This is a genomic window from Saccharopolyspora rhizosphaerae, from assembly GCF_003931915.1.
GTDB lineage: Bacteria > Actinomycetota > Actinomycetes > Mycobacteriales > Pseudonocardiaceae > Saccharopolyspora > Saccharopolyspora rhizosphaerae.
The window spans coordinates 264,099-283,239 of the sequence record NZ_RSAA01000007.1 but is presented as its reverse complement, the minus strand read 5'-3'; the positions used below and the strand labels follow the sequence as shown (position 1 = coordinate 283,239).

Below are 19,141 nucleotides of genomic sequence, written 5' to 3'. Positions count from 1 at the left end.
AGACGGCTCCGTTACCGGCCGTCTACCGGCGGAAAAGGCGCGTGGGCAATTCTCGGGACCGACAGCTCGGCGACCTGCGGACACCGGGCAAGCACTCGGGGCTGCACTCGCGCGGGACGACGATGTGGACGAGGCCGGTGCGGGTGCCGCTGTCACGATGCGGCCAGCACTCGGTAACGCAGGTGTGTGACGCCGGGGGCCTCGAGCGCGCGCGTCAGCTCGAACTCGACGTGGTCAGGCCCGAACAAGCGGCGCCCGCCGCCGAGGACGACCGGGACCAGGTGGATCTCCAGCTCGTCGAGCAGGCCCTCGCGCAGCAGCGACTGGGCGAGGTGGGCGCCGTGCACCATCACGTCCTCGTCACCGGCGGCCGCCTTCGCCTCGCGCATCGCGGTCGCGGCGTCCGGCACGTAGTGAACCCAGCTGCTCTGCGGCTCTGGTGGTGTGCCGCGCGTGGGCACGAAGATCGGCACACCGTGGTGGTCGCCGCCCCAGTGACCGGCGTAGTCGAACGTCTTCCGGCCAACGACGACCGCGCCCGTAGCCATGACCTCAGCGAACACCTGCCCGCTCACCCCCGGCGGGTCGAAGTGCGGGTGCTCGGAACCCACCTCGCCGAGCCACTCGTGCAACCGATGACCACCGTCGCCAAGCCCGTTTCCCGGGCCGTCTTCCGGACCGGCGATGAAGCCGTCGAGCGACATCGACATGTACAGGACGGATTTCGCCATGCCATCCCCTCCTCCGCGTGCACCACCCCTGGGTAGACCAGCGCAGCGGGAGGAACTCATCGGTCCCGAGCCGAGGACAGTGTCGTGGATTCAAGGGCACGATGTCACGAACCGGATGACGCGGACTGAATTCCGACGCGTTGCCATCAATGGACAAGCCTGCACGTTGCACCTCTGTAGTGGCATCGACAGCGTCTCGGAGGGCCGGTGAAACCGGTAGTCGAACTGGGGAGACTTCATACGAACAAGGTGCTGCAATCGTCAGCCTGTGTCGCCGCGTGCCTTGCGATGACGGCTATCACCTACGGTCCTGCCTAGGCAGTTACCGCTGCTCAGTCGGGTGCTGAGGTCGTCAAAACCCTCGAGTGGGGAGACGTCAAGAATCGGCGCTGGTGAGCCCTTCTATGAGCCGACGGTGACCCGGTTCGAATCACCGACCGCTAGGCGGACGACCGTGGAGTCGTGGTCTCCATCGCCGGCAAGCACCTCTACCGGCACGACGGGTCTTCCAAGAACTCAACCTGGATCTCCTGAAGGGCAGAGCGTCGACTCCCACTTCTGCCTCGTCAACGGCGATGACGAAGAAGACGGCACGTGCAACTACGCGAAGGTCAGGACCTGATCCCGCAGCCTGAAGCGCGAGTCCGCTGACGAGCCGGGTACAGGGATCTGGTTCGTCATTCCCAACGCCGAGATGCGGTCCCTGGCGGCCTGGGAGGTGGCGGCCGCTCAAACCCCTGAGAACGGTGTTGTTGAGATGCCGAGCTCACCGAGGCCGCGCGTCGTAGGCGCGGTGGTGGTCTGCCTCGTGCTGCTGTGGAGTCCGTTCGCGCTGTCCCTGATCGACATGTTCATCGGGCGGAGCATGCTCAACCCGCAACCTCGCTGATGTTCGCCTGAGTCGATCAGACCGTTGCGCTGAGCACATCTCACTGGATCGTCCTCTATCGGTGGCTGTGCACGATACGGTGTGTCCCGTTTGCTGGCGGAAACCTGTCTGTGGGGGACACCGAGTGTCGGACTTTTCGGTCGATATCGGCGGCCTTGACGCCTTGGGCAAGAACCTTGATCGGACTATCGAGAACATCGAAGGTGCGACGAAGAGGATGAAGGGCGGCTTGCCGGGAAGCCTGGGGCCGGCCGAGCTCGACGAGGCGTGTTCTGACTTCCGCTTGGACTGGGAAGAAGGCCTGGACAAGCTCCGCGAGGCGGTCGACAAGATCAAGGGCGCTCTCGACGCCTCCAAGCATGCCTACGCTGAGCTGGACAACTCCATCGCCACGAGCCTTCAGAAGATGTCCGGAGACGTCGCGGCGGAGACCGCGGGCAATGGTCATCCTGGGGGTGCCCGATGAGCGGTAAGTACCCATCGCTGGGATTCGACCCGGCGCGCGGCGACGTCGCCGCAGTGCGTTCGGTCGCCAAGCAGCTCGACGACACTGCGACCTATTCGCGCGAAGCTCACGAAGTCCTGGTGTCGGTGAAGAACCAGGAGGACGTGTGGAAAGGCGAAGCAGCCAAGGCATTCGTCGGCAGCCTCGGAGAGCTTCCCCAGTACCTCGCCGATGCGCAGGAGTCCCTCAACAAAGCGAGCAAAGCGCTCGCGACTTGGGGCGACCGGCTTCAGGAGCACCAGACCGAGGCTTCACGGCTGGAGGAGCGGGCACGCCTTGCGCTGCAGAACTACGAGGCGAAGACGAAGGCGGCCGAGAACGCTCGCAACGCGGCACAGCACAACGCCGACGACCCGGCTCTGCGTGACGCCGCCGTGCAGAAGATCAACGCTGCGAACGACGCCTGGGACGAGGTCGAGGACATCCGCCGCAAGGCGGGTGACTTGCAGGACACGTGGCAAGATGACGCCCGAACCTGCGCGGACAAGCTCAACGACGCTGCGCAGAAGGCCCCGAACAAGCCGTTTTTCGACTCTTTGTCGGATATGTGGGACGACGCCGGCAAGTGGTTCAAAGACCATCTCGGCGATATCGGTGACATAGCCGGGATCGTGTCGGCAGTTGCCGGGGCACTAGCGTTCATTCCCGTGTGCGCTCCCATCGCTGGACCGGTCGCGCTGATCGCCGGGGGCGTGGCACTCGCCGCACACGGTGCGGACATGGTCGTGAACGAGAAGTACGACGACATGAATGGTTGGATCTCGCTCGGTGGTGACGTCGCGGGACTAATCCCCGGCGTAGGGGCGATATCGAAGGGGTTCAACGCAGCAGGGGATGTTGTCGCAGGTGCGGATCGATTGGTAGACGTCAGCCGCGCAACCGGTGCGTCCGGGATGCTCGACACAGCTGGCGAAGCCGTTTACAAGGGCGGCCGCGCGTTCGCGCAAGAAGCCGGTGAAGCAGCGCAAGAGCCTGCGAAGGCTTTCGACGTCCTCGCTGACAAGGTTGTCACGGCGCATGCGCCGGTCGAGCTTCAGCACAACGTCGCCAAGGCCTTCCAAGGAGGGACCAGCGTTGCGCTGCAGGTTCCTGCGGCTGCCGGCTTGATTTCCAATGATCAGGCTACTACGGACGCCAAGAATGTCAGTGGAGCTGTGGCAGGAGTGCTCAGCGGTCTGTCCATCAAGGGGGCTTCGTAATCGTGCTGGCTGCGGAGGCAGGTTCTGACCTGGGTGCGCCGCTGTGGTTCAAAGTGCCTGATCAATTCCACGAGCTGGACCTGGACGAAGCCCCGGCCGAGCGTTTCCGACGTGCCGTCGACAATGCCACCGCGGTCATGTCTGATAATTCGGGGACTGAACCGCTCCGTGTGGCGTATGTGCAGGAAGCGATGTTGTCCCAGCTCCGCAGGCAAGCCGCTGTGTACGTCGCGCATTGTGTAGCCCGCTCGGAAGCTGATCCTTCGAAGCTAGCGGTTGCGCAGTTCAGCATCCTCGTCCAGGAAGCTGCGTTGTCAGGGACTCAGCCTCTTCCGGTTCTCGTGAACGCGCTCAAGCAGCCGGGAACGACACGCGAGGTCGGCTTAGCCGACTACCCGGCCGGTGAGGCGGCCGTCGTCGGGGAGGAGGTCAAGGTCGTCCTGCCAGTGACCTTGAGCGCCCGAGCAGAGGAGGAAGAGCGCCGGGTTCGGCAGGCGCAGGTGCTCTTTCCTGTCCCCGGCGGGCAACACCTGGTAGTTGTCGGGGTCACGAGCGAGTCGCTCGACGACTGGTCTCACTACATTGCGATGTTGGACGGGATCGCTCGTAGCATCTCGTTCACCGATCCGTCCCGAACCACGATCGCGGACCGGCTTGCAGGCCTGTAACCGTTCGGATGTGCAGAGGAGTTGACAGGTGTGGGCACGCTCATCGGGGGCTTGCTTTTCGCCGCAGTGATGCTGTGGGTGGCGCTTGAACGCGTAGTCGCGCGTTTCCAGAACACGGAGCGCGGTGTCGCCTCGGTGAGGCGGGACTTGGCGGACCGTCGTCGAGCGGGTGATGGGCAAGTAGAGGTCACGGTCTGGCGTGCGCACCCTCTGTCCGACCACATGATCAAGGAACTGGCCAAGCGCGAGGGTTTCCGATTCACCGGTGAGGTCAGTCGGTACGGGAGTTTGATGCTGCGCTTTGTCCGTACCGCGAAGAAGGCAGGGTGACGTGTCGAAGGATCTCGCCAACGACATCGCGTTGTGGATCTTCGTCCCTTCGTTGGTCTTCTTCGCTGTGGTCACTGTTGCGACCGCATTGGGTACTCCTCGCGGTGTTCGCGCTAGCAGGAGAGCACGCCAGCTGGCCCAGCTGGAGCAGGTAGCGGAGGAGCAGAGAACGCGCCAGCAGGCAGTCGAGATCGACTGGCTGGAGTACCGGGAGCTTCCGATGCCCGAAATCATCGAGCTGCTCCGCAAGTACGGCTGGGCATATCGGGACGACGAGCTCGGGAAGAAGGCCTGGCTGCTGCGCTTCGACCTGATCTCAGCAGGAAAGCAGGCCAATGCTGGACAAGGGTGATTCCCTGAGCCGGCTCAACGCGGAGCTGAGGGATGCTGAGACGGACGAGAAAGGGTGCTACCACCTGGACACCACTCAGTACACGGTTCTGTCGCTGACGGATATCGGGATGGCTGTGAACTCCGCCGGCTTGACCGTCGTCCGTGTGATCTCGAGTTCCGCGGGCCGCATCCTGGTTCTCGCGCATCCGCAGACGACGGCGTTGTCGCCCAGCGACGGCCCGTTCGTGCCGAAAGCCGGCTTGTCGCCTCGAGAGCTCAACTGGGCACGCGAGCGCCACAGGATGTGGGCCAAGAAGTTCAACAGGCAATTCGGTCTGGCGTTCCTCCACGGTGTCGTCGGCGTGATCACCTTGGTCGGAGCTCTGAGCTCCTCCGAACCCGCTGGTGGGACGCGCTACTACGTCACGCTGAGCATCGCGGTGCTCGTGCTCGTGCTCTTCGGCATCGCAGTCCTGAAGGCCACCGACGCGCGCAGGAAACGCTGGGAAGAGATCAGCCACCTGCTGGAGTGGTGAGCCCCCTCTTCGTGATCGCCCCCAGCGGAGGCGTGCCCGGGACGCAGCTGCTGGTTCTTTCTGCGCAGCTGGGGCGCGCTCGGCAGGCGCCTCGCTCTCGCAGTGGGGAGGCAGTGCGCGTGACATGCAGGTCTGGGGGAGGCGGAGATCGGACCTGCCGTCGATCTGCTCTCTCCGGAGATCTGCGTGGACCGTCGTCGTGTCGTAGGGGCAGTCGGTAGGGGCTGAAGCACAGGCCTTCAAGGCGGGGAAGGCCCTGTGGATGATCTGAGACCCATTTCACTCGTTTGCCGGTTCCTGTTTTGACCAACATCGCTACGCGCGCGTGGATCTGTGCGCTAACGTTTGCCACGCTGGCAAGTGGATGTCCGTCGCCCTCATCGCGGCGGCACGTGGACAAGGGGAGTTCAGCGTGAGCAGCGAGGGAGGCGCGAGCTGATGTTTCCGAACGTGTGGGGTCAGATCGCAGAGACGGTCGATCGCATGGCGGACAAGGCTGCTCTTGCTCAAGCGCAGTCCGCGGGCGGTGCGATGCGGATCGACCCCGACAAGGTCGACGAGGTAGCAAGCTTCTTTGAGCACGAGGCTCAAGAGATGGAAGACCGTCAGCAGGAGGTCAACTACCTGGCGCGGGTCAAGGCGCCTGGCAAGGACCCTGTGAGCATCCAAGCTGCGAACAAGTACGGACAGGTTGGCGCGGGTAACGACATGGCATACGCCGACAACTATCTGAAGCTGGCGAAAGTCTTCCGCGACACCGCCGCGAACCTGCGGGCAAGCGCGCAGCAGACTCGTACGGACGACCAGAACTCGGCTGACAGCCTCAGGTCCTGAGACCAACTCACAAGGAGGACAAAGTTGCGTAAGGGACTCGCAGCGGGAGCACTGTTTGCCAGCTTTGTGCTGGCCGGCTGTTCCAGCAGCGGTGGCGCTACTGACCCTGGAACTACTGCTCCAGCGGAGCCCCCTGCGCCTGAGTCGACGTCGGCTCGTACGGCCCCGGCGAAGTCTCTTGACGTGCCGGATGCGTGCTCCGTCGTGACCGCTGAACAGGCAAACGCCCTTGGTGCCGATCAAGCGCCACGCCCGAATGACCTGCACGGGACGGCTGGTTGCAACTATCAGGCGGGTGAGGCAGGCACGAACGGTGGCTGGTCTGCCTTCGTGGCTGCCGACAAGAGCCAGACGTTGCAGGACTTCTCCGCGGGCATGACTGACGTTCAGAACGTCGAGGTCGCCGGTTACCCAGCTGGGCAGATCGGCACGAACCCGACGAACTGCATTCTCGTGCTTGATGTCTCCGACGAGGGCTCACTGTTGATCGAGACTTTGTCGAGGACCGGCACTCCTAATCCGTGTGACATTTCCAAGCAGGTGGCTGAGGCAGCCGTTCAGAATCTTCCCAGTGCTTGAGGGGGCAGGGAATGACCGATCAGAGGCATCTGGAGCCCGCGAGCTTTGAAGGCGCTCAGCTTTCGCAGATGCGCAAGTGGGTGGAGAGCGGCGCTGGGGCGGAGGCCGCGTACGACGCATCTCGTGCATGGAACAGCGAAGACCAGTATCTCCGCGACCTGAAGGTCCGGGTCGAGGAGAAGCTGAAGCAAGTCGGCGCGGTCATGCAATCCGAGTCTGGTGAAGCGATGCAGAACCAGGCTATGCCAGTCGTGTTGTGGACTGAGGTGACTGCCGACAGCGCCAAGCTGCAGTCTGAGCAGATGACCTCGCAGGGCGAAGCATTCGCCAAGGTCCAATCCTCGATTCCGGGCAAGAGTGAAGAGCAGGACGTTCCGGACGACTCCTGGATCGAGGAGGGCTGGGACAGCTTCTGGACTGGTTCCACCGACGCTGAGGACGCGAAGGCGCACAACGAGAAGCTCCGGCAGGAAGCCGTGCAGGCCTTCAGCACCTACCAGGAGAGCAGCCAGAACAACGTCTCCGGCAGTGCCGTGTTCACGCCGCCGCCCGACGGCGGGATGAAGACCACTGTGACGGGCACCCCCGGTCCCGGCGTCGGTGGCGTTGGCTCGTCGTCTCCTGCGTCGACCTCCAGTGCTTGGGCTGGTGGTTCTGGCGGCGGTGGCGGTTCTCTTGCCGGCTCCGGTGCTGGGGCTGGTGGCGCTTCCGGTGGTGGGTCCGCTGGGACGGGTGCTGCTTGGGCGAACCTGCCGGGTGGCGGGGGCCCGGGGTCGGGCCAGAACCCCGGTGGCACTGGTCGTGTGCCGGGTGGTCCGGGCACGCCTGGGTATCCCGGTGGCCCGGGTCTGGGCCGTACCGGTGCGCCGGGTGCGGGTGGCATGCGGCCTGGTGCGGGTAGTGCCGGTGGCCGTGGTGGTGCCTGTGCGGGTCGTGGCCTGGGGGCCGGCTCGGGTACTGGTGCCGGCGGACGTGCCGGTGCCGGTATGGGTGCTGGTGGTCGTGCGGGCATGGGTGGCCTCGGTGGGGCCTCCGGTGCCGGTGTGGGCGGAGCCGGTGGTGCCGGTGGCCGCGGTGGTGCCGGTGCCGGTGCCGCGGGTGCGCGCGGCCAGGGCCAGAACGGCGAGGACGACCTCGAGCACGAGACCCCCGACTACCTCGTCGGCGACCAGGGCGTCTTCGACGAGGACCTGCCGAGGGTCGCGCCGCCGGTCTTCGGTGACTGGGACAACCAGCGCTGAAGCTCGAAATAGCAGATCAGGCAGTGGGCGGTGCCGTTCCGGCGCCGCCCACTGGCTCTTGCACCACCACGGACGCTCAGTGCTCAGGCCATGGGGGACGGCCGTGCTCCGAAGGCTTCCGAACGGCTGAAGACTGGACGGATCAGTGAACGACTCAGATCAAATCGTGGACGCTCTCGGGGCTGTGCCGTCCACCCTTTCTGGCTGGGGAGAACCGGTGAAGATCGAGCTGTCGAAGCAGGGCTTCCACGAGGCGTGGAAGTACTTCAACCTCGGCACCAAGCCTCTCGTGCTCAACGTCCTGCCCGACGGCATCCTCGAAACCGAGCGGCGCCAGGTCGAGGCCCGCGCGCGCGGGGAGTTGCAGCAACTGGGTTTCGGCAACGAGATGCGCGAGGAGGACATCCAGGGCGCCCTGCTGCCGCTCACCCGCTACGAGCGTGCCTTCGACATCAACTTCCGGCAGCGCACGGCTGACGGCGGCCAGCGCATCGTCGCGGGCATGGTGGCCTGCACCCGCGGCCACGCCACCCTGGCCGTGCTCACCGAGGACGCCGTGACCGTGCAGACGCTGCCGGCGGACTCGATGGTGCGGGCGATCCTCAGCGTGCTGCCCGACGACGTCAAGGCCGGCCCGGGCCGCGGGGTATCGCTCCGCAGCTCGGCGATGGAAGCCGCCGCCAAGTCGGCCGGAAACGACCGCGAGATGGCCGAAGGGCTCGCGCGGCAAGGGGTTCGACGGGACGAGGCCAAGGTGCTCGTGGAGATGGCGGGTGGTGCGCGCAACGCCTACGCGCAGGTCGGCTACGCCGTCATGGACGGGCAGGGCAAGCGGCACCGCGCCCCGATGGTCACCAACTTCTTCGCCAACGCCAAGGGCTGGTACATGATCGAGAACAGCCACCGCAGCGACGAGGCGTGGACGACCATCGCGCCGATCGACCGGCAGCGCATGGCCGGCCGCGTCAACGACCTCGCCAAGACGTTCTGACGGAGTGGTCCAGCAGGAGCCCCGGGTGCCCGGTACCCGGGGCTCCGTCGCGACCGGGTAACCGCCGGTCAGGTGGCCGCGCGGGTGAGGTGAAGGCTGTCTAGCGCTCGCAACCGCCTGCTAGGTTCTGGCCGGTTGATCGAACGACGGTGGAAGGCATGGGCTCGTGGCACAGGACGAGGAAACGCCCAGGGAAGCACGGCCGGGGTACCGGGACTGGCGGAAAGCCCCCATCTCCATCGTGGTCGTGGTGGTCCTCGGAGTTGTCTTCGTCCGCGAGCCGGACCACGCGCCCTACGCCGCGATCGCCGTAGGGGTGGCCTTCCTCGCCTGGAGGTTGGCGACCGCGCGGCGTGACGGCTGAGCGCGGAAGTGCCAGTGGGGTCGCCGGCAGGAGATCTGCGGGGTGGTGGGTGAGCTGTGAGAACGGGGCTGCGGTGGAGAAGTGGTCGACCACCGGTAAGGGATGGCGTCTCGCCTACGTCGCGTGGCAGGTGGTCGTCCGGCTGGTCGCCCTGCTCGCGTGCTACACCGCCTTCGTCGCCTCAGGAGCTTTGGCCTCGGACGGAGCCATCACCCAGCGAGGAAGCGCACTAGCCCAGCACTGCGAGCGAACCGGTCCGGTGGGGTCTTCCGGGTTCGGTTGGTACTGGCGGTGTGACGCCGTGATCACCTGGGACGACGGCAGCCAGGAGAGGGCCTCCTTCAAGCACTCGGAGATGACTCCCCGCAACCGCAGCGAGGCCGCGCCCGTCGCGTGGCGCGAGGTCGACAACCGCGGGCACATGATCACCGTCGAAACGCCGAAGCCGTTCGCGGGCCTCGGCTGGGCCTTGCTGATCCCGTTCCTGGGTCTCGCCTTCATGGGCGTGGAGGTGCGGTGGCTGCCTTCGCCCTTCGCTGACCAGTGGACCGGGCGGCGACGTGCGCGGCGGCTGCAGGTGTGGCAACCGCTGGTGTTCCCGGTCGGCTGGGCCTTGGTGCTTGCCGGCGGTGTGGCGACGGCCGCACCCCCGGTGCTTCCAGGATGTGCGGTCATCACGATCCTGCTCGGGTACTTCTGCCTCGCAGTCGGTGCCGGGGTGGCTGGGAGCCGCCGGCGCCACGGCCACGAGACGCCTCCCGAGCTCGGGCCGACCGGGCAGGAGCGGTGCAGGCGGTGGGGAAACGTCTTGCGCGTGGTCGGCCTGGTCGCGACCGTGCTCGTCCTCGTGGTGGGGTCGCCCAACTGGCCTGGGGTGCTGGGGGCGGCAGCGATCCCACTCGCGGTGAGCGCCCTCGGCCAGAGGCTCCTGGTGGTCACGGGCAGGTCTCGAAACCGATCAGGCGGAACCGTCGAGGGCGCGGCCACGTCGTAGTGCCTACTGGGGAAGGAGCAGGAGCGGTGGAGCAGTCACCAGAGCAGTGGCTCGCGTCGATGCAGCAACGCGCAGATGACATGGTGCGGCAGTCGCAGGAGGTTCAGCAGACCCTGCAGGAGATGAGCGAGACGGCCGCCGAGCCGGACGGGGCGGTCGCCGTGACCGTGAGCGCCAACGGCGCCCTCGAAGACCTGCACCTCGACAAGACGGCGTTGAGCCGGGGTCCCGAACGACTGCAGGAAACGATCCTCCAGCTGGCAGGCGAGGCGCAAGCGAAGATCGCGGGCCGAGTGGTGGAAGCAGTCGAACCGGTGGCGGGGAAGAGCGGGCTCGACTTCCTGCGTTCGCAGCTGCCGGCCGACCCCGACGCCGCTGCGGCCGAGAGCCGCAGGCCCGCCGACGACTCCGACGATGAACCACCACAGTCGTTCCTGCGCTGACGAGGAGAACCCGGTATGAGTCATTTCGCGGTCAAGCCCGAAGCCTTGAACGCCCACGGCAACTACCTGGCAGAGCTCGCAGGCAAGATCTCCGATGCCGCCGACAAGGGGAACGCGGTGAGCTTCGGCGTGGAGTCCTTCGGTCTGGTCGGGCAAGCGTTCTCCCTCCAGGCGCGTACCACATCGGAACGAGCCGTCGAGCAGCTCAGGACCTTCTCCGAACGCACTGAGAAGCTCGGTGAGGCCGTGGGCGCCTGCGCCAACGCCTACACCGCTGAAGACAGCGCCCAGGCCTCGTGCCTGGCGGAGATCGAGTGGTGATCTGGATGTCCTCGATGTTCGTCGACACCGGAACGCCGTCCTTGGACTCCAGCTCCTGGAGCGCGGGCGCGGGTCCGGTTGACTCCGCACGGGCCACGGCCAACGCGATCAACCAGGGTGACTGGGGCGACTTCGCGGCCAGCGCAGGCGTTCTCGCTCTCGACGGTCTTGTGACGGTGATCGATCCGGTCGGCACCGCGCTGGCAGCGGGTGTCGGGTGGTTGATGGAGCACTTGGCGCCGCTGCGTGAACTGCTCGACTTCCTCGCCGGCGATCCGAACGTGATCAAGGAAGGCGCGGACACCTGGCTGGCGATCAAGGCGGACTTGCAGGGGCTCGCCGGCGATTTTCCGAGCCGGGCCGAGCAACAGACCAGCGGTTGGTCGGGACCGGCCAAGGACGCCTATGCCAAGCAGGTGAAGGCCTACACCGAGGGGCTGCAGGCCATGGCGATGAGCGCGGGGAGCGCCTCGGCGACGATCGCCACCGCGGGCACGATGGTCGCGACCTGTCGGGCGATCGTCCGGGACATCATCGCTGCGATCGTCGCTGAACTGGTCAAGGGAGCCCTCGCGGCTCTCGCGGGTTCGGTGGTCAGCTTCGGTGCGACGGTGGCGGGTTACCTCGCCTACGCCGCCGGTCGGGTGGGCGCGACGATCGCGAAGATCACCGCGAAGATCAGCCAGCTGCTCGCCAAGCTCGGCAAGGCGGGCACGATGCTGGCTCGCGTTCTCGACGACATGGCCGAGGTCGGTGCGAAGATCGGTGCGGACTTGACCGCCGCTGGTACGAAGGCCGCCTCGACCGCTCCAGCCTCTGCGGGCAGCATGCTCTCGGCGGGGAGCAAGGTCTCGGCGGGCTCCGATGCGCTGAGCGCTGCTGCCGGTGGCACGGCGCGGGCCTCGGACGGCCTGGCAGCGGCCGCTGGTCGCACGTCCGAGGCAGCGGCCGGTCTGAGCAGGGGCGCGGACAACCTCGCGGGGACCGGGCTCCGCTGGGCGCACGGTGCCGACGATGCAGGTCGGGCAGTGACGAACGGGGTCGGGAAGCGCGGTCAGGACTGGGCTCAGAACGCCGGCTACAGCGGACGCCACGCCGACGACATGGACCGTGCCGCGAACGTGCTCAACGCCGAAAGCCAGGTCATCCGTGGTGGTCTGGGGTATGTGCAGTACGACCAGCAGACCTACGACTCGGACTCCGGCTCGTACTACGACGGGTACGACCGCAGCGGCGCGCCCGCGGGCCAGGGCGGTACGAAGGGCTGGTCGGGCGACCTGTCCGACACCGGCGGTAGCTGACCGCGCACGCGGGGCGCTGACCTGCGGGGCCGAGGGGTCCGGGTCAGCGCCCGCCTGGCCAGTGCCGAAGCCTGCTCGCTGCGGATCCACTTGCGGGGATGCGTCTGGCGGCGTGGGCCTGGTGAGTGCTCGAGTGCCGCATGACGCGTCCGCCCCTTCCGCCGTGTGGAAGCTTCAAGATCAACTTCTATCATAGAACACGCGCTCGAACGGGGTCCGGTTGGGGACCGTTTTGCGCCGTTGTGACCTGCGGAGATGCCCCTCACGTGGCTCAACTGTGCGGAAATCGGACACATTCCGACAAGTTTGGCCGAGATTAGTGCACTTCAGCGGCTTTGTTGATAGGACTTGCAGCGGCCCCGTGCTCGTGCACGCCTTGTACGGGTAGAACCACAAGGGCCAGGGCGGTGGGGCGGACTGACCCGTTCCACAAAACCGGGACCCCCGTGGGCAGCCGCTTTTCGGGACTCGGTACCGTCGCCCGCACCGATCAAGAGAAACCCCACATCACGGAGGACATGGTGGCCCTTCCCCAGCTGACTGAGGAGCAGCGGGCAGCAGCTCTGGAAAAGGCGGCTGCCGCCCGTCGCGCCCGAGCTGAGCTCAAGGAGCGCCTCAAGCGAGGCGGAACCACGCTGGCGGAGGTCCTGGAGACCGCCGACAACGACGAGGTCTTGGGCAAGATGAAGGTCTCCGCCCTGCTCGAGGCCCTTCCCGGCGTTGGCAAGGTCCGTGCGCAGCAGATCATGGAGCGGCTGGAGATCGCCAACAGCCGTCGGCTGCGCGGGCTGGGCGAGCGGCAGCGCAAGGCGCTGCTCACCGAGTTCAGCGGCGAGTGATCGACGCACAAGCCGGCGCTGAGCCGAGGACCGTCCGCCAGGGCGAGCCTCGGCTCACCGTCGTTTCCGGGCCTTCTGGGGTCGGCAAGTCCAGCGTGCTCAACGAGGTGCGCCGGCAGGTCCCGGAGGTGCACTTCAGCGTGTCCGCGACCACGAGGCCGCCGCGCCCGGGTGAGGTCGACGGAGTGCACTACCACTTCGTCTCCACCGAGGAGTTCGAGCGGATGATCGCCGACGGCGAGATGCTCGAGCACGCCCGCTACGCGGGCAACCTCTACGGGACGCCGCGCAAGCCCGTCGAGGACGCGATCGCCTCGGGCACACCGGCAGTGCTGGAGATCGAACTGCAAGGCGCGCGCCAGGTCCGCCAGGCGTGGCCGGACGCGCAGCTGGTGATGCTGCTGCCGCCGTCCTGGGAGGAGCTGGTCGACCGGCTCACCGGCCGCGGCACCGAACCGGCTGACCTCGTCGAGAAGCGACTCGCCGCCGCGCGGGAGGAGCTGGCCGCCGAGCCGGAGTTCGACGAGACGGTCGTCAACGCCGACCTGCAGTCCGCGACCAGCGAATTGGTACGATTGATTCTCGGCCAGGAGAAGTGACCGCCCGCATCGGCGCTGGTCCGGCCCGGGCCGCCTGTCCCTTCCCGTCCGCCCGAGCGACCTACTAAGAGCAGGAGCCACACCTGTGAGCACCCCTAGCGCGCTGGCTGCGCTCAACAGCAGCCCGTCGACCAACACCGTTGAGGGCATCACCTACCCGCCGATCGACGACCTGCTGGAGCAGGTCAGCTCGAAGTACGCGCTGGTCATCTACTCGGCCAAGCGCGCGCGGCAGATCAACGACTACTACGCGCAGCTGGGTGAGGGCCTGCTGGAGTACGTCGGCCCGCTGGTCGAGCCCGGCCCGCGTGAGAAGCCGCTGTCGATCGCGCTGCGCGAGATCCACGCCGGCGTGCTCGAGCACACCGAAGGCGAGTGACGGCTGGACCGACCGAGGGCCGCCCGCGGGTGGTCCTCGGCGTCAGCGGTGGCATCGCCGCCTACAAGGCGTGCGAGGTGCTGCGCCGGCTCACCGAGACCGGCCACAGCGTCCGCGTCGTGCCGACCGAGGCGGCGCTGAACTTCGTCGGCAAGGCGACCTTCGAGGCGCTGTCGGGCCAGCCGGTGGAAACCGGCGTGTTCTCCGACGTGCACGAGGTGCCCCACGTGCGCCTCGGGCAGGAAGCCGACCTCGTGGTCGTCGTCCCCGCCACCGCTGACCTGCTGGCCCGCACGGCCACCGGGCAGGCGCCCGACCTGCTCACCAACACGCTGCTGACCGCGCGCTGTCCGGTGCTGATGGTCCCGGCGATGCACACCGAGATGTGGGAGCACCCGGCGACCCAGCACAACGTGGCCACGCTGCGCGACCGCGGCGTCGTCGTCGCCGAACCCGACGTCGGGCGGCTGACCGGCAAGGACACCGGCAAGGGGAGGCTGCCCGACCCGGCCGAGATCGTCGACCTGGCCCGGCTGCTGCTGACCTCCTCGACCGCGCTGCCGTGGGACCTCGAAGGTCGGCGCGTGGTCATCTCCGCAGGTGGGACGCGGGAATCGCTCGACCCCGTCCGCTACCTGGGCAACCGCTCGTCCGGCCGCCAGGGCTACGCGCTTGCGCGCATCGCCACCCACCGCGGCGCTGACGTGACGCTCGTGGCCGCCCACACCGCCGACCTGATCACGCCGGCCGGGGTGCGGCTGATCAGGGTCGGGACCGCCGAGGAGATGCGGTCGGTGATGCTCGCCGAGTCCGATGGGGCGGACGCCGTCGTGATGGCGGCGGCCGTGGCCGACTTCAAGCCGGTGAACCAGGCCGAGCACAAGATCAAGAAGACCGAACGGGACCCGGATCCCGTCGTGCTGGCCCGGAACCCGGACATCCTCGCGGAGATCGTCGAAGCCCGTGCGGCGGACAAGATCTCGGCGTCGTTGATCGTCGGGTTCGCCGCCGAGACCGGTGACGCCACCTCCTCCGTGCTCGACCACGGGCGGGCCAAGCTGGCGCGCAAGGGCTGCGACATGCTCGTGGTGAACGCCGTCGGCGAGGGCATGGCCTTCGAGGTCGAGGACAACTCCGGCTGGTTGCTCGGCGGCGACGGGACCGAGGAGCGCATCGCCTTCGGCGCCAAGTCCCTGCTGGCGTCCACATTGTGGGACGCGGTCAGTCGGCGGCTCTCCGACCAGTAGTGTTTGACGGCGTCACGCCGTCACACTTGAGGAGAGTCGTGAGCCAGCAGCGGTTGTTCACCAGCGAGTCGGTGACCGAAGGGCACCCCGACAAGATCTGCGACGCGATCAGCGACTCGGTCCTGGACGCGCTGCTCGCGCAGGACCCGCGCTCGCGCGTCGCGGTCGAGACCCTGGTGACCACCGGGCAGGTGCACGTGGCCGGTGAGGTCACCACCGGCGCCTACGCCGACATCCCCTCCATCGTGCGGGACAAGATCCTCGAGATCGGCTACGACTCCTCCGCCAAGGGCTTCGACGGCAACTCCTGCGGCGTCAACATCGCCATCGGCTCGCAGTCGCCCGACATCGCCCAGGGCGTTGACACCGCCCACGAGACCCGTGTCGAGGGTGTCATCGACGAGATCGCCCAGCAGGGCGCCGGCGACCAGGGCCTGATGTTCGGCTACGCCTGCGACGACACGCCCGAGCTCATGCCGCTGCCCATCGCGCTGGCCCACCGCCTGTCGCGCCGGCTCACCCGCGTCCGCAAGGACGGCGTGCTGCCCTACCTGCGGCCTGACGGCAAGACCCAGGTCACCATCGAGTACGACGGCGAGAAGGCCGTGCGGCTGGACACCGTCGTGCTGTCCACGCAGCACGCCGAGGAGGTCGACCTCGACGGGCAGCTCGTCGGGGACATCAAGGAGCAGGTCGTCGAGCCGGAGATCTCGACGTTGCAGCTGAGCACCTCCGACACGCGGCTGCTGGTCAACCCGACCGGGCGGTTCGTCGTCGGTGGGCCGATGGGGGACGCCGGGCTGACCGGCCGGAAGATCATCGTCGACACCTACGGCGGCATGGCCCGCCACGGCGGCGGCGCGTTCTCCGGCAAGGACCCGTCGAAGGTCGACCGCTCCGCCGCGTACGCGACCCGCTGGGTCGCCAAGAACGTCGTCGCGGCCGGACTCGCCAAGCGCATCGAGGTCCAGGTGGCCTACGCGATCGGCAAGGCCGCGCCGGTGGGCCTGTTCATCGAGACCTTCGGCACCGAAACCGTCGACCCGGACCGGATCCAGAAGGCCGTCAACGAGGTCTTCGACCTCCGCCCGGCCGCCATCATCCGCGACCTCGACCTGCTGCGGCCCATGTACTCGGCCACCGCCGCCTACGGCCACTTCGGCCGCACGGACGTCGACCTCCCCTGGGAGTCCACCGCCCGAGCCGAAGACCTCAAGACCGCCGCAGGCCTCTGACCCCACACCCCAGAAGGCGCCCCGGAACCTCCTCCGGGGCGCCTTTCGCATCGCCGACTCTTGTGAGCAGAGCAGTGCGGACGTACCGGTGGCCACGGGGCGCCCGCGTGTGTCGGGTCTGGGTGGGTCGGTGGTTGCTCTGGGCGGGACCGCTGCGTGTGGCCGTGTCGAATGTCGCGCGAAGTTCGAACGGGACTCTGAGAGCAGTGCGAACGTGCCGGTGCTGATGGGGTGCCTGCGCGTGTCGGGTCTGGGTGGGTCGGTGGTTGCTCTGGGCGGGACCGCTGCGTGTGGCCGTGTCGAATGTCGCGCGAAGTTCGAACGGGACTCTGAGAGCAGTGCAGACGTGCCGGTGGTCACGGGGTGGTCGCCTGTGTCGGGTCTGGGAGGGACCGCGATCTGCTCTGAGCGGGACCGCTGCGTGTGGCCGTGTCGAATGTCGCGCGAACTTCGAAGCGGGACGCCTCGCCGTGTCGGGACGTGATGCCTGGGTGTGTGCACGTCTGGTGCAGGTGTGTCGGATTTGAGGCGTGGGTGAGGTTGAGGAACGTGTCGTGTGCTGAAGCAGTGGCGGGCCTCTGATCCCACCTGTCGTGGCCCGGCGTCGCGGAGTCTGCTGGGCGGTCGCCCGCCGGTGCTCGCCCTGGCTGGATTGACGTGGTCCCTCGGTGGGGTGAGGCTGGGTGTGTGGGGCCGGGTGTCGATCGGTTCGAGCCGTACGGCCTGTCGCACTGGGTGCTGATCGCGCTCATCGTGGCCGGGTCGGTGACCCTGGTCGTGCTCGGGCGGGAGTTGCGCGGGCCCCAGGTCGACCGGTGGTGCCGGGCGTTCTCCGTCGGGGTGCTGGCCTTCAACGTTCCGCTCCTGGCCTACCGCCTGATGCCGGGGCAGTGGGACATCGCCGAGTCGCTGCCGCTGCACCTGTGCGACCTCGCGTGGGTGGTGGCGGCCTGGGCGTTGTGGACGCGGCAGCCGGGGCCGCACGCCGTGCTCTACTTCTGGGGCCTGACCCTCACCCCGCAGGCGATCATCACGCCCGCGCTCGACGCGCCCGACTTCCCGCACGTCAACTTCGTCGAGTTCTGGGGCCAGCACCTGCTCGTGATCTGGGCCGCGGCCTTCCTGACCTGGGGGATCGGCCACCGGCCAACCTGGCGCGGCTACTGGACCGCGGTGGTCACCACCGTCGTGTGGGGCCTGGCGATGCTGGCGTTCAACGACGCCGCGGGCACCAACTACGGGTTCGTCACCAGCAAACCTGAGAACCCGTCGCTGCTGGACCTGATGGGCGGTTGGCCCACCTACCTCGCCGTGGAGCTCGTCATCGGCATGGCTGCCTGGGCGCTGCTCACCTGGCCCTGGACGCGGCACCGCGAGCGCGTCACGGCGTCCTGAAGCCCTGCTGCCGCCACGCCTCGTACACGGCGACGGCCGCCGAGTTGGCGAGGTTCATCGACCGGATCCCGGGCAGCATCGGGATCCGCACCTGCAGCGTCGCCGCGTCGATCAGCTCCTCCGGCAACCCGGTCGACTCCGGCCCGAACAGCAGCACGTCACCCGGCCGGTAGTCGACGTCGGCGTAGGAGGTCTCGGTGCGGGTGGTGAAGGCGATGATCCGGTCCGGGCGCAGCGCGTCCCAGCACGCTCGCAGGCTGGCGTGGACGTGCAGCGCCGCGCGGTCGTGGTAGTCCAGCCCGGCCCTGCGCAGCTTCGCGTCTTCCACCGAGAACCCCAGGGGCTCGACCAGGTGCAGCGCGGCACCGGAACCGGCCGCCATCCGGATCGCGTTCCCGGCGTTGCCCGGGATCTCGGGGTGGTAGAAGACGACGTGGAACACTCGAAAATGCTTTCACACGGCCTTCACCACCGCCCAGCACGGGTCAGACGAGACCGCCCGTCACGCGCAGGTTCTGACCCGTCACCCACCGGGCCTCCTCGCTGACGAGGAAGGCGACGACGTCGGCGACGTCCTCGGGCGCGCCGAGCCGGCCGAGCGGGGTCATGCCCGCGGTGGCCTGCAGGGCCGACTCCGGCACCGCGCTGCGGAGGAAGTCGGTGTCGGTCGGCCCCGGCGAGACGGCGTTGACGGTGATGCCCCGCTCGCCGAGTTCCTTCGCCGCCACGACCGTCAGCTGCTCGAGGGCGGCTTTGCTGGCCGCGTAAGCGGATTCGCCGGGCGAGGCCCACACCGTGGTCATGCTCGAGACGTTCACGACGCGCCCGCCCGTGGACATCCGGCGGACCGCGTGCTGCATGGCGTGCAGCGGGCCCGTGGTGTTGACCGCGAACACGCGGTCGAGCTCCTGCTCGGTCAGGTCCACCATCGGCGTCGTGGAGGCGATGCCCGCGTTGTTGACCAGGATGTCGAGGTCGTCGACGTGGGAGAACAACCGGTCCAGGTCGGCTCGAACCCCGACGTCGGCTTGCACGGCTCGCGCGCCCGTCCGCGCCGCGAGGTCGGCGGCCTCCTCCTCGTGCTCGAGGTAGCTGAACACCACCTCCGCCCCGTTCGCCGCGAGTCTGCGCACGAGGGCGCGGCCGATGCCGCGCGAACCTCCGGTCACCACTGCTGTCGTCATGGCC

General features: G+C 67.7%; 25 protein-coding genes. 22 read left to right on the top strand and 3 right to left on the bottom strand.

Going from position 1 to position 19,141, the window contains the following annotated elements:
* Positions 1 to 152: 152 nt before the first annotated feature.
* A complete protein-coding gene (locus tag EIL87_RS07970) occupies positions 153 to 731 on the bottom strand; it encodes a dihydrofolate reductase family protein (RefSeq protein ID WP_125089526.1) in 579 nt (192 codons plus the stop codon).
* A 757-nt stretch (positions 732 to 1,488) separates the two neighbouring features.
* Between EIL87_RS07970 and EIL87_RS27690 the strand changes: the two genes are divergently transcribed.
* The 22 genes from EIL87_RS27690 to EIL87_RS07870 all read left to right on the top strand — a co-directional run bounded on the left by EIL87_RS27690 (position 1,489) and on the right by EIL87_RS07870 (position 17,953).
* On the top strand, positions 1,489 to 1,620 hold the full coding sequence (locus tag EIL87_RS27690; protein ID WP_267898833.1) for a hypothetical protein: 132 nt from the start codon (positions 1,489 to 1,491) through the stop codon (positions 1,618 to 1,620).
* A gap of 124 nt (positions 1,621 to 1,744) precedes the next feature.
* Entirely contained in the window at positions 1,745 to 2,086 is a 342-nt protein-coding gene (locus EIL87_RS07965; protein WP_125089525.1) for a WXG100 family type VII secretion target, read from the top strand.
* Positions 2,083 to 3,324 (top strand): putative T7SS-secreted protein, encoded by a 1,242-nt coding sequence (locus EIL87_RS07960; protein WP_125089524.1) that lies wholly within the window; start codon positions 2,083 to 2,085, stop codon positions 3,322 to 3,324. The genes EIL87_RS07965 and EIL87_RS07960 overlap by 4 nt, the downstream gene beginning before the upstream one ends.
* Before the next feature lie 2 nt (positions 3,325 to 3,326).
* Positions 3,327 to 3,992: a hypothetical protein gene (locus EIL87_RS07955; protein ID WP_125089523.1), complete on the top strand. Its 666-nt coding sequence runs from the start codon at positions 3,327 to 3,329 to the stop codon at positions 3,990 to 3,992.
* A gap of 30 nt (positions 3,993 to 4,022) precedes the next feature.
* Positions 4,023 to 4,322, top strand: coding sequence for a hypothetical protein (locus EIL87_RS07950; RefSeq protein ID WP_125089522.1), 300 nt, complete (start codon positions 4,023 to 4,025; stop codon positions 4,320 to 4,322).
* A 1-nt stretch (position 4,323) separates the two neighbouring features.
* Positions 4,324 to 4,674: a hypothetical protein gene (locus EIL87_RS07945; RefSeq protein ID WP_125089521.1), complete on the top strand. Its 351-nt coding sequence runs from the start codon at positions 4,324 to 4,326 to the stop codon at positions 4,672 to 4,674.
* On the top strand, positions 4,658 to 5,191 hold the full coding sequence (locus EIL87_RS07940; RefSeq protein ID WP_125089520.1) for a hypothetical protein: 534 nt from the start codon (positions 4,658 to 4,660) through the stop codon (positions 5,189 to 5,191). Before EIL87_RS07945 ends, EIL87_RS07940 begins: the two co-directional genes overlap by 17 nt.
* A gap of 438 nt (positions 5,192 to 5,629) precedes the next feature.
* The gene (locus tag EIL87_RS07935; protein WP_125089519.1) at positions 5,630 to 6,025 is read left to right on the top strand and encodes a hypothetical protein; all 396 of its coding nucleotides are present in this window, start codon (positions 5,630 to 5,632) and stop codon (positions 6,023 to 6,025) included.
* A 66-nt stretch (positions 6,026 to 6,091) separates the two neighbouring features.
* Positions 6,092 to 6,604 (top strand): DUF3558 domain-containing protein, encoded by a 513-nt coding sequence (locus tag EIL87_RS07930; RefSeq protein ID WP_233576123.1) that lies wholly within the window; start codon positions 6,092 to 6,094, stop codon positions 6,602 to 6,604.
* 266 nt (positions 6,605 to 6,870) lie between these two features.
* Positions 6,871 to 7,845 (top strand): hypothetical protein, encoded by a 975-nt coding sequence (locus EIL87_RS07925; RefSeq protein WP_233576094.1) that lies wholly within the window; start codon positions 6,871 to 6,873, stop codon positions 7,843 to 7,845.
* Positions 7,846 to 8,062: 217 nt separating this feature from the next.
* Positions 8,063 to 8,836 carry an ESX secretion-associated protein EspG gene (locus EIL87_RS07920; protein WP_125089516.1) on the top strand — a complete coding sequence of 258 codons (774 nt, stop codon included), beginning with the start codon at positions 8,063 to 8,065 and terminating at the stop codon, positions 8,834 to 8,836.
* 166 nt (positions 8,837 to 9,002) lie between these two features.
* Complete coding sequence (locus EIL87_RS07915) at positions 9,003 to 9,200, top strand: hypothetical protein (protein ID WP_125089515.1); 198 nt, start codon at positions 9,003 to 9,005, stop codon at positions 9,198 to 9,200.
* Positions 9,201 to 9,249: 49 nt separating this feature from the next.
* Positions 9,250 to 10,194: a DUF6346 domain-containing protein gene (locus EIL87_RS26780; RefSeq protein WP_158628608.1), complete on the top strand. Its 945-nt coding sequence runs from the start codon at positions 9,250 to 9,252 to the stop codon at positions 10,192 to 10,194.
* A gap of 26 nt (positions 10,195 to 10,220) precedes the next feature.
* The gene (locus tag EIL87_RS26775; RefSeq protein ID WP_158628607.1) at positions 10,221 to 10,637 is read left to right on the top strand and encodes a YbaB/EbfC family nucleoid-associated protein; all 417 of its coding nucleotides are present in this window, start codon (positions 10,221 to 10,223) and stop codon (positions 10,635 to 10,637) included.
* A gap of 15 nt (positions 10,638 to 10,652) precedes the next feature.
* A complete protein-coding gene (locus EIL87_RS07905; RefSeq protein ID WP_125089513.1) occupies positions 10,653 to 10,958 on the top strand; it encodes a type VII secretion target in 306 nt (101 codons plus the stop codon).
* 5 nt (positions 10,959 to 10,963) lie between these two features.
* The gene (locus EIL87_RS07900) at positions 10,964 to 12,259 is read left to right on the top strand and encodes a hypothetical protein (protein WP_125089512.1); all 1,296 of its coding nucleotides are present in this window, start codon (positions 10,964 to 10,966) and stop codon (positions 12,257 to 12,259) included.
* Between the two features lie 521 nt (positions 12,260 to 12,780).
* Positions 12,781 to 13,098, top strand: a complete 318-nt coding sequence (gene mihF / locus EIL87_RS07895) for an integration host factor, actinobacterial type (RefSeq protein WP_093154362.1) — start codon at positions 12,781 to 12,783, stop codon at positions 13,096 to 13,098.
* On the top strand, positions 13,095 to 13,697 hold the full coding sequence (gmk, locus tag EIL87_RS07890) for a guanylate kinase (protein WP_125089511.1): 603 nt from the start codon (positions 13,095 to 13,097) through the stop codon (positions 13,695 to 13,697). Before mihF ends, gmk begins: the two co-directional genes overlap by 4 nt.
* A gap of 85 nt (positions 13,698 to 13,782) precedes the next feature.
* Positions 13,783 to 14,076, top strand: a complete 294-nt coding sequence (rpoZ, locus tag EIL87_RS07885; protein WP_010310991.1) for a DNA-directed RNA polymerase subunit omega — start codon at positions 13,783 to 13,785, stop codon at positions 14,074 to 14,076.
* Positions 14,073 to 15,323, top strand: a complete 1,251-nt coding sequence (gene coaBC, locus EIL87_RS07880) for a bifunctional phosphopantothenoylcysteine decarboxylase/phosphopantothenate--cysteine ligase CoaBC (protein WP_233576093.1) — start codon at positions 14,073 to 14,075, stop codon at positions 15,321 to 15,323. Before rpoZ ends, coaBC begins: the two co-directional genes overlap by 4 nt.
* Positions 15,324 to 15,376: 53 nt before the next feature.
* Entirely contained in the window at positions 15,377 to 16,558 is a 1,182-nt protein-coding gene (gene metK, locus EIL87_RS07875; protein ID WP_125089769.1) for a methionine adenosyltransferase, read from the top strand.
* A 687-nt stretch (positions 16,559 to 17,245) separates the two neighbouring features.
* Positions 17,246 to 17,953 carry a YwaF family protein gene (locus EIL87_RS07870; protein WP_125089510.1) on the top strand — a complete coding sequence of 236 codons (708 nt, stop codon included), beginning with the start codon at positions 17,246 to 17,248 and terminating at the stop codon, positions 17,951 to 17,953.
* On the opposite strand, the gene EIL87_RS07865 is transcribed toward EIL87_RS07870, so the two are convergent.
* Together EIL87_RS07865 and EIL87_RS07860 are read right to left on the bottom strand one after the other, a co-directional pair.
* Positions 17,940 to 18,395, bottom strand: a complete 456-nt coding sequence (locus EIL87_RS07865) for a tRNA (cytidine(34)-2'-O)-methyltransferase (protein WP_125089509.1) — start codon at positions 18,393 to 18,395, stop codon at positions 17,940 to 17,942. The two genes, EIL87_RS07870 and EIL87_RS07865, sit on opposite strands and share 14 nt — an antisense overlap.
* Before the next feature lie 43 nt (positions 18,396 to 18,438).
* Positions 18,439 to 19,137 (bottom strand): SDR family NAD(P)-dependent oxidoreductase, encoded by a 699-nt coding sequence (locus tag EIL87_RS07860; RefSeq protein WP_125089508.1) that lies wholly within the window; start codon positions 19,135 to 19,137, stop codon positions 18,439 to 18,441.
* Positions 19,138 to 19,141: the final 4 nt, after the last annotated feature.

Excerpts from the sequence above, each read along its gene's own strand:
- EIL87_RS07970 (WP_125089526.1), bottom strand. The coding sequence starts at position 731 with ATGGCGAAATCCGTCCTGTACATGTCGATGTCGCTCGACGGCTTCATC.
- EIL87_RS07900 (WP_125089512.1), top strand. The coding sequence starts at position 10,964 with ATGTCCTCGATGTTCGTCGACACCGGAACGCCGTCCTTGGACTCCAGC.
- EIL87_RS07860 (WP_125089508.1), bottom strand. The coding sequence starts at position 19,137 with ATGACGACAGCAGTGGTGACCGGAGGTTCGCGCGGCATCGGCCGCGCC.
- EIL87_RS07960 (WP_125089524.1), top strand. The coding sequence starts at position 2,083 with ATGAGCGGTAAGTACCCATCGCTGGGATTCGACCCGGCGCGCGGCGAC.
- EIL87_RS07935 (WP_125089519.1), top strand. The coding sequence starts at position 5,630 with ATGTTTCCGAACGTGTGGGGTCAGATCGCAGAGACGGTCGATCGCATG.
- EIL87_RS07940 (WP_125089520.1), top strand. The coding sequence starts at position 4,658 with ATGCTGGACAAGGGTGATTCCCTGAGCCGGCTCAACGCGGAGCTGAGG.
- EIL87_RS07905 (WP_125089513.1), top strand. The coding sequence starts at position 10,653 with ATGAGTCATTTCGCGGTCAAGCCCGAAGCCTTGAACGCCCACGGCAAC.
- EIL87_RS27690 (WP_267898833.1), top strand. The coding sequence starts at position 1,489 with ATGCCGAGCTCACCGAGGCCGCGCGTCGTAGGCGCGGTGGTGGTCTGC.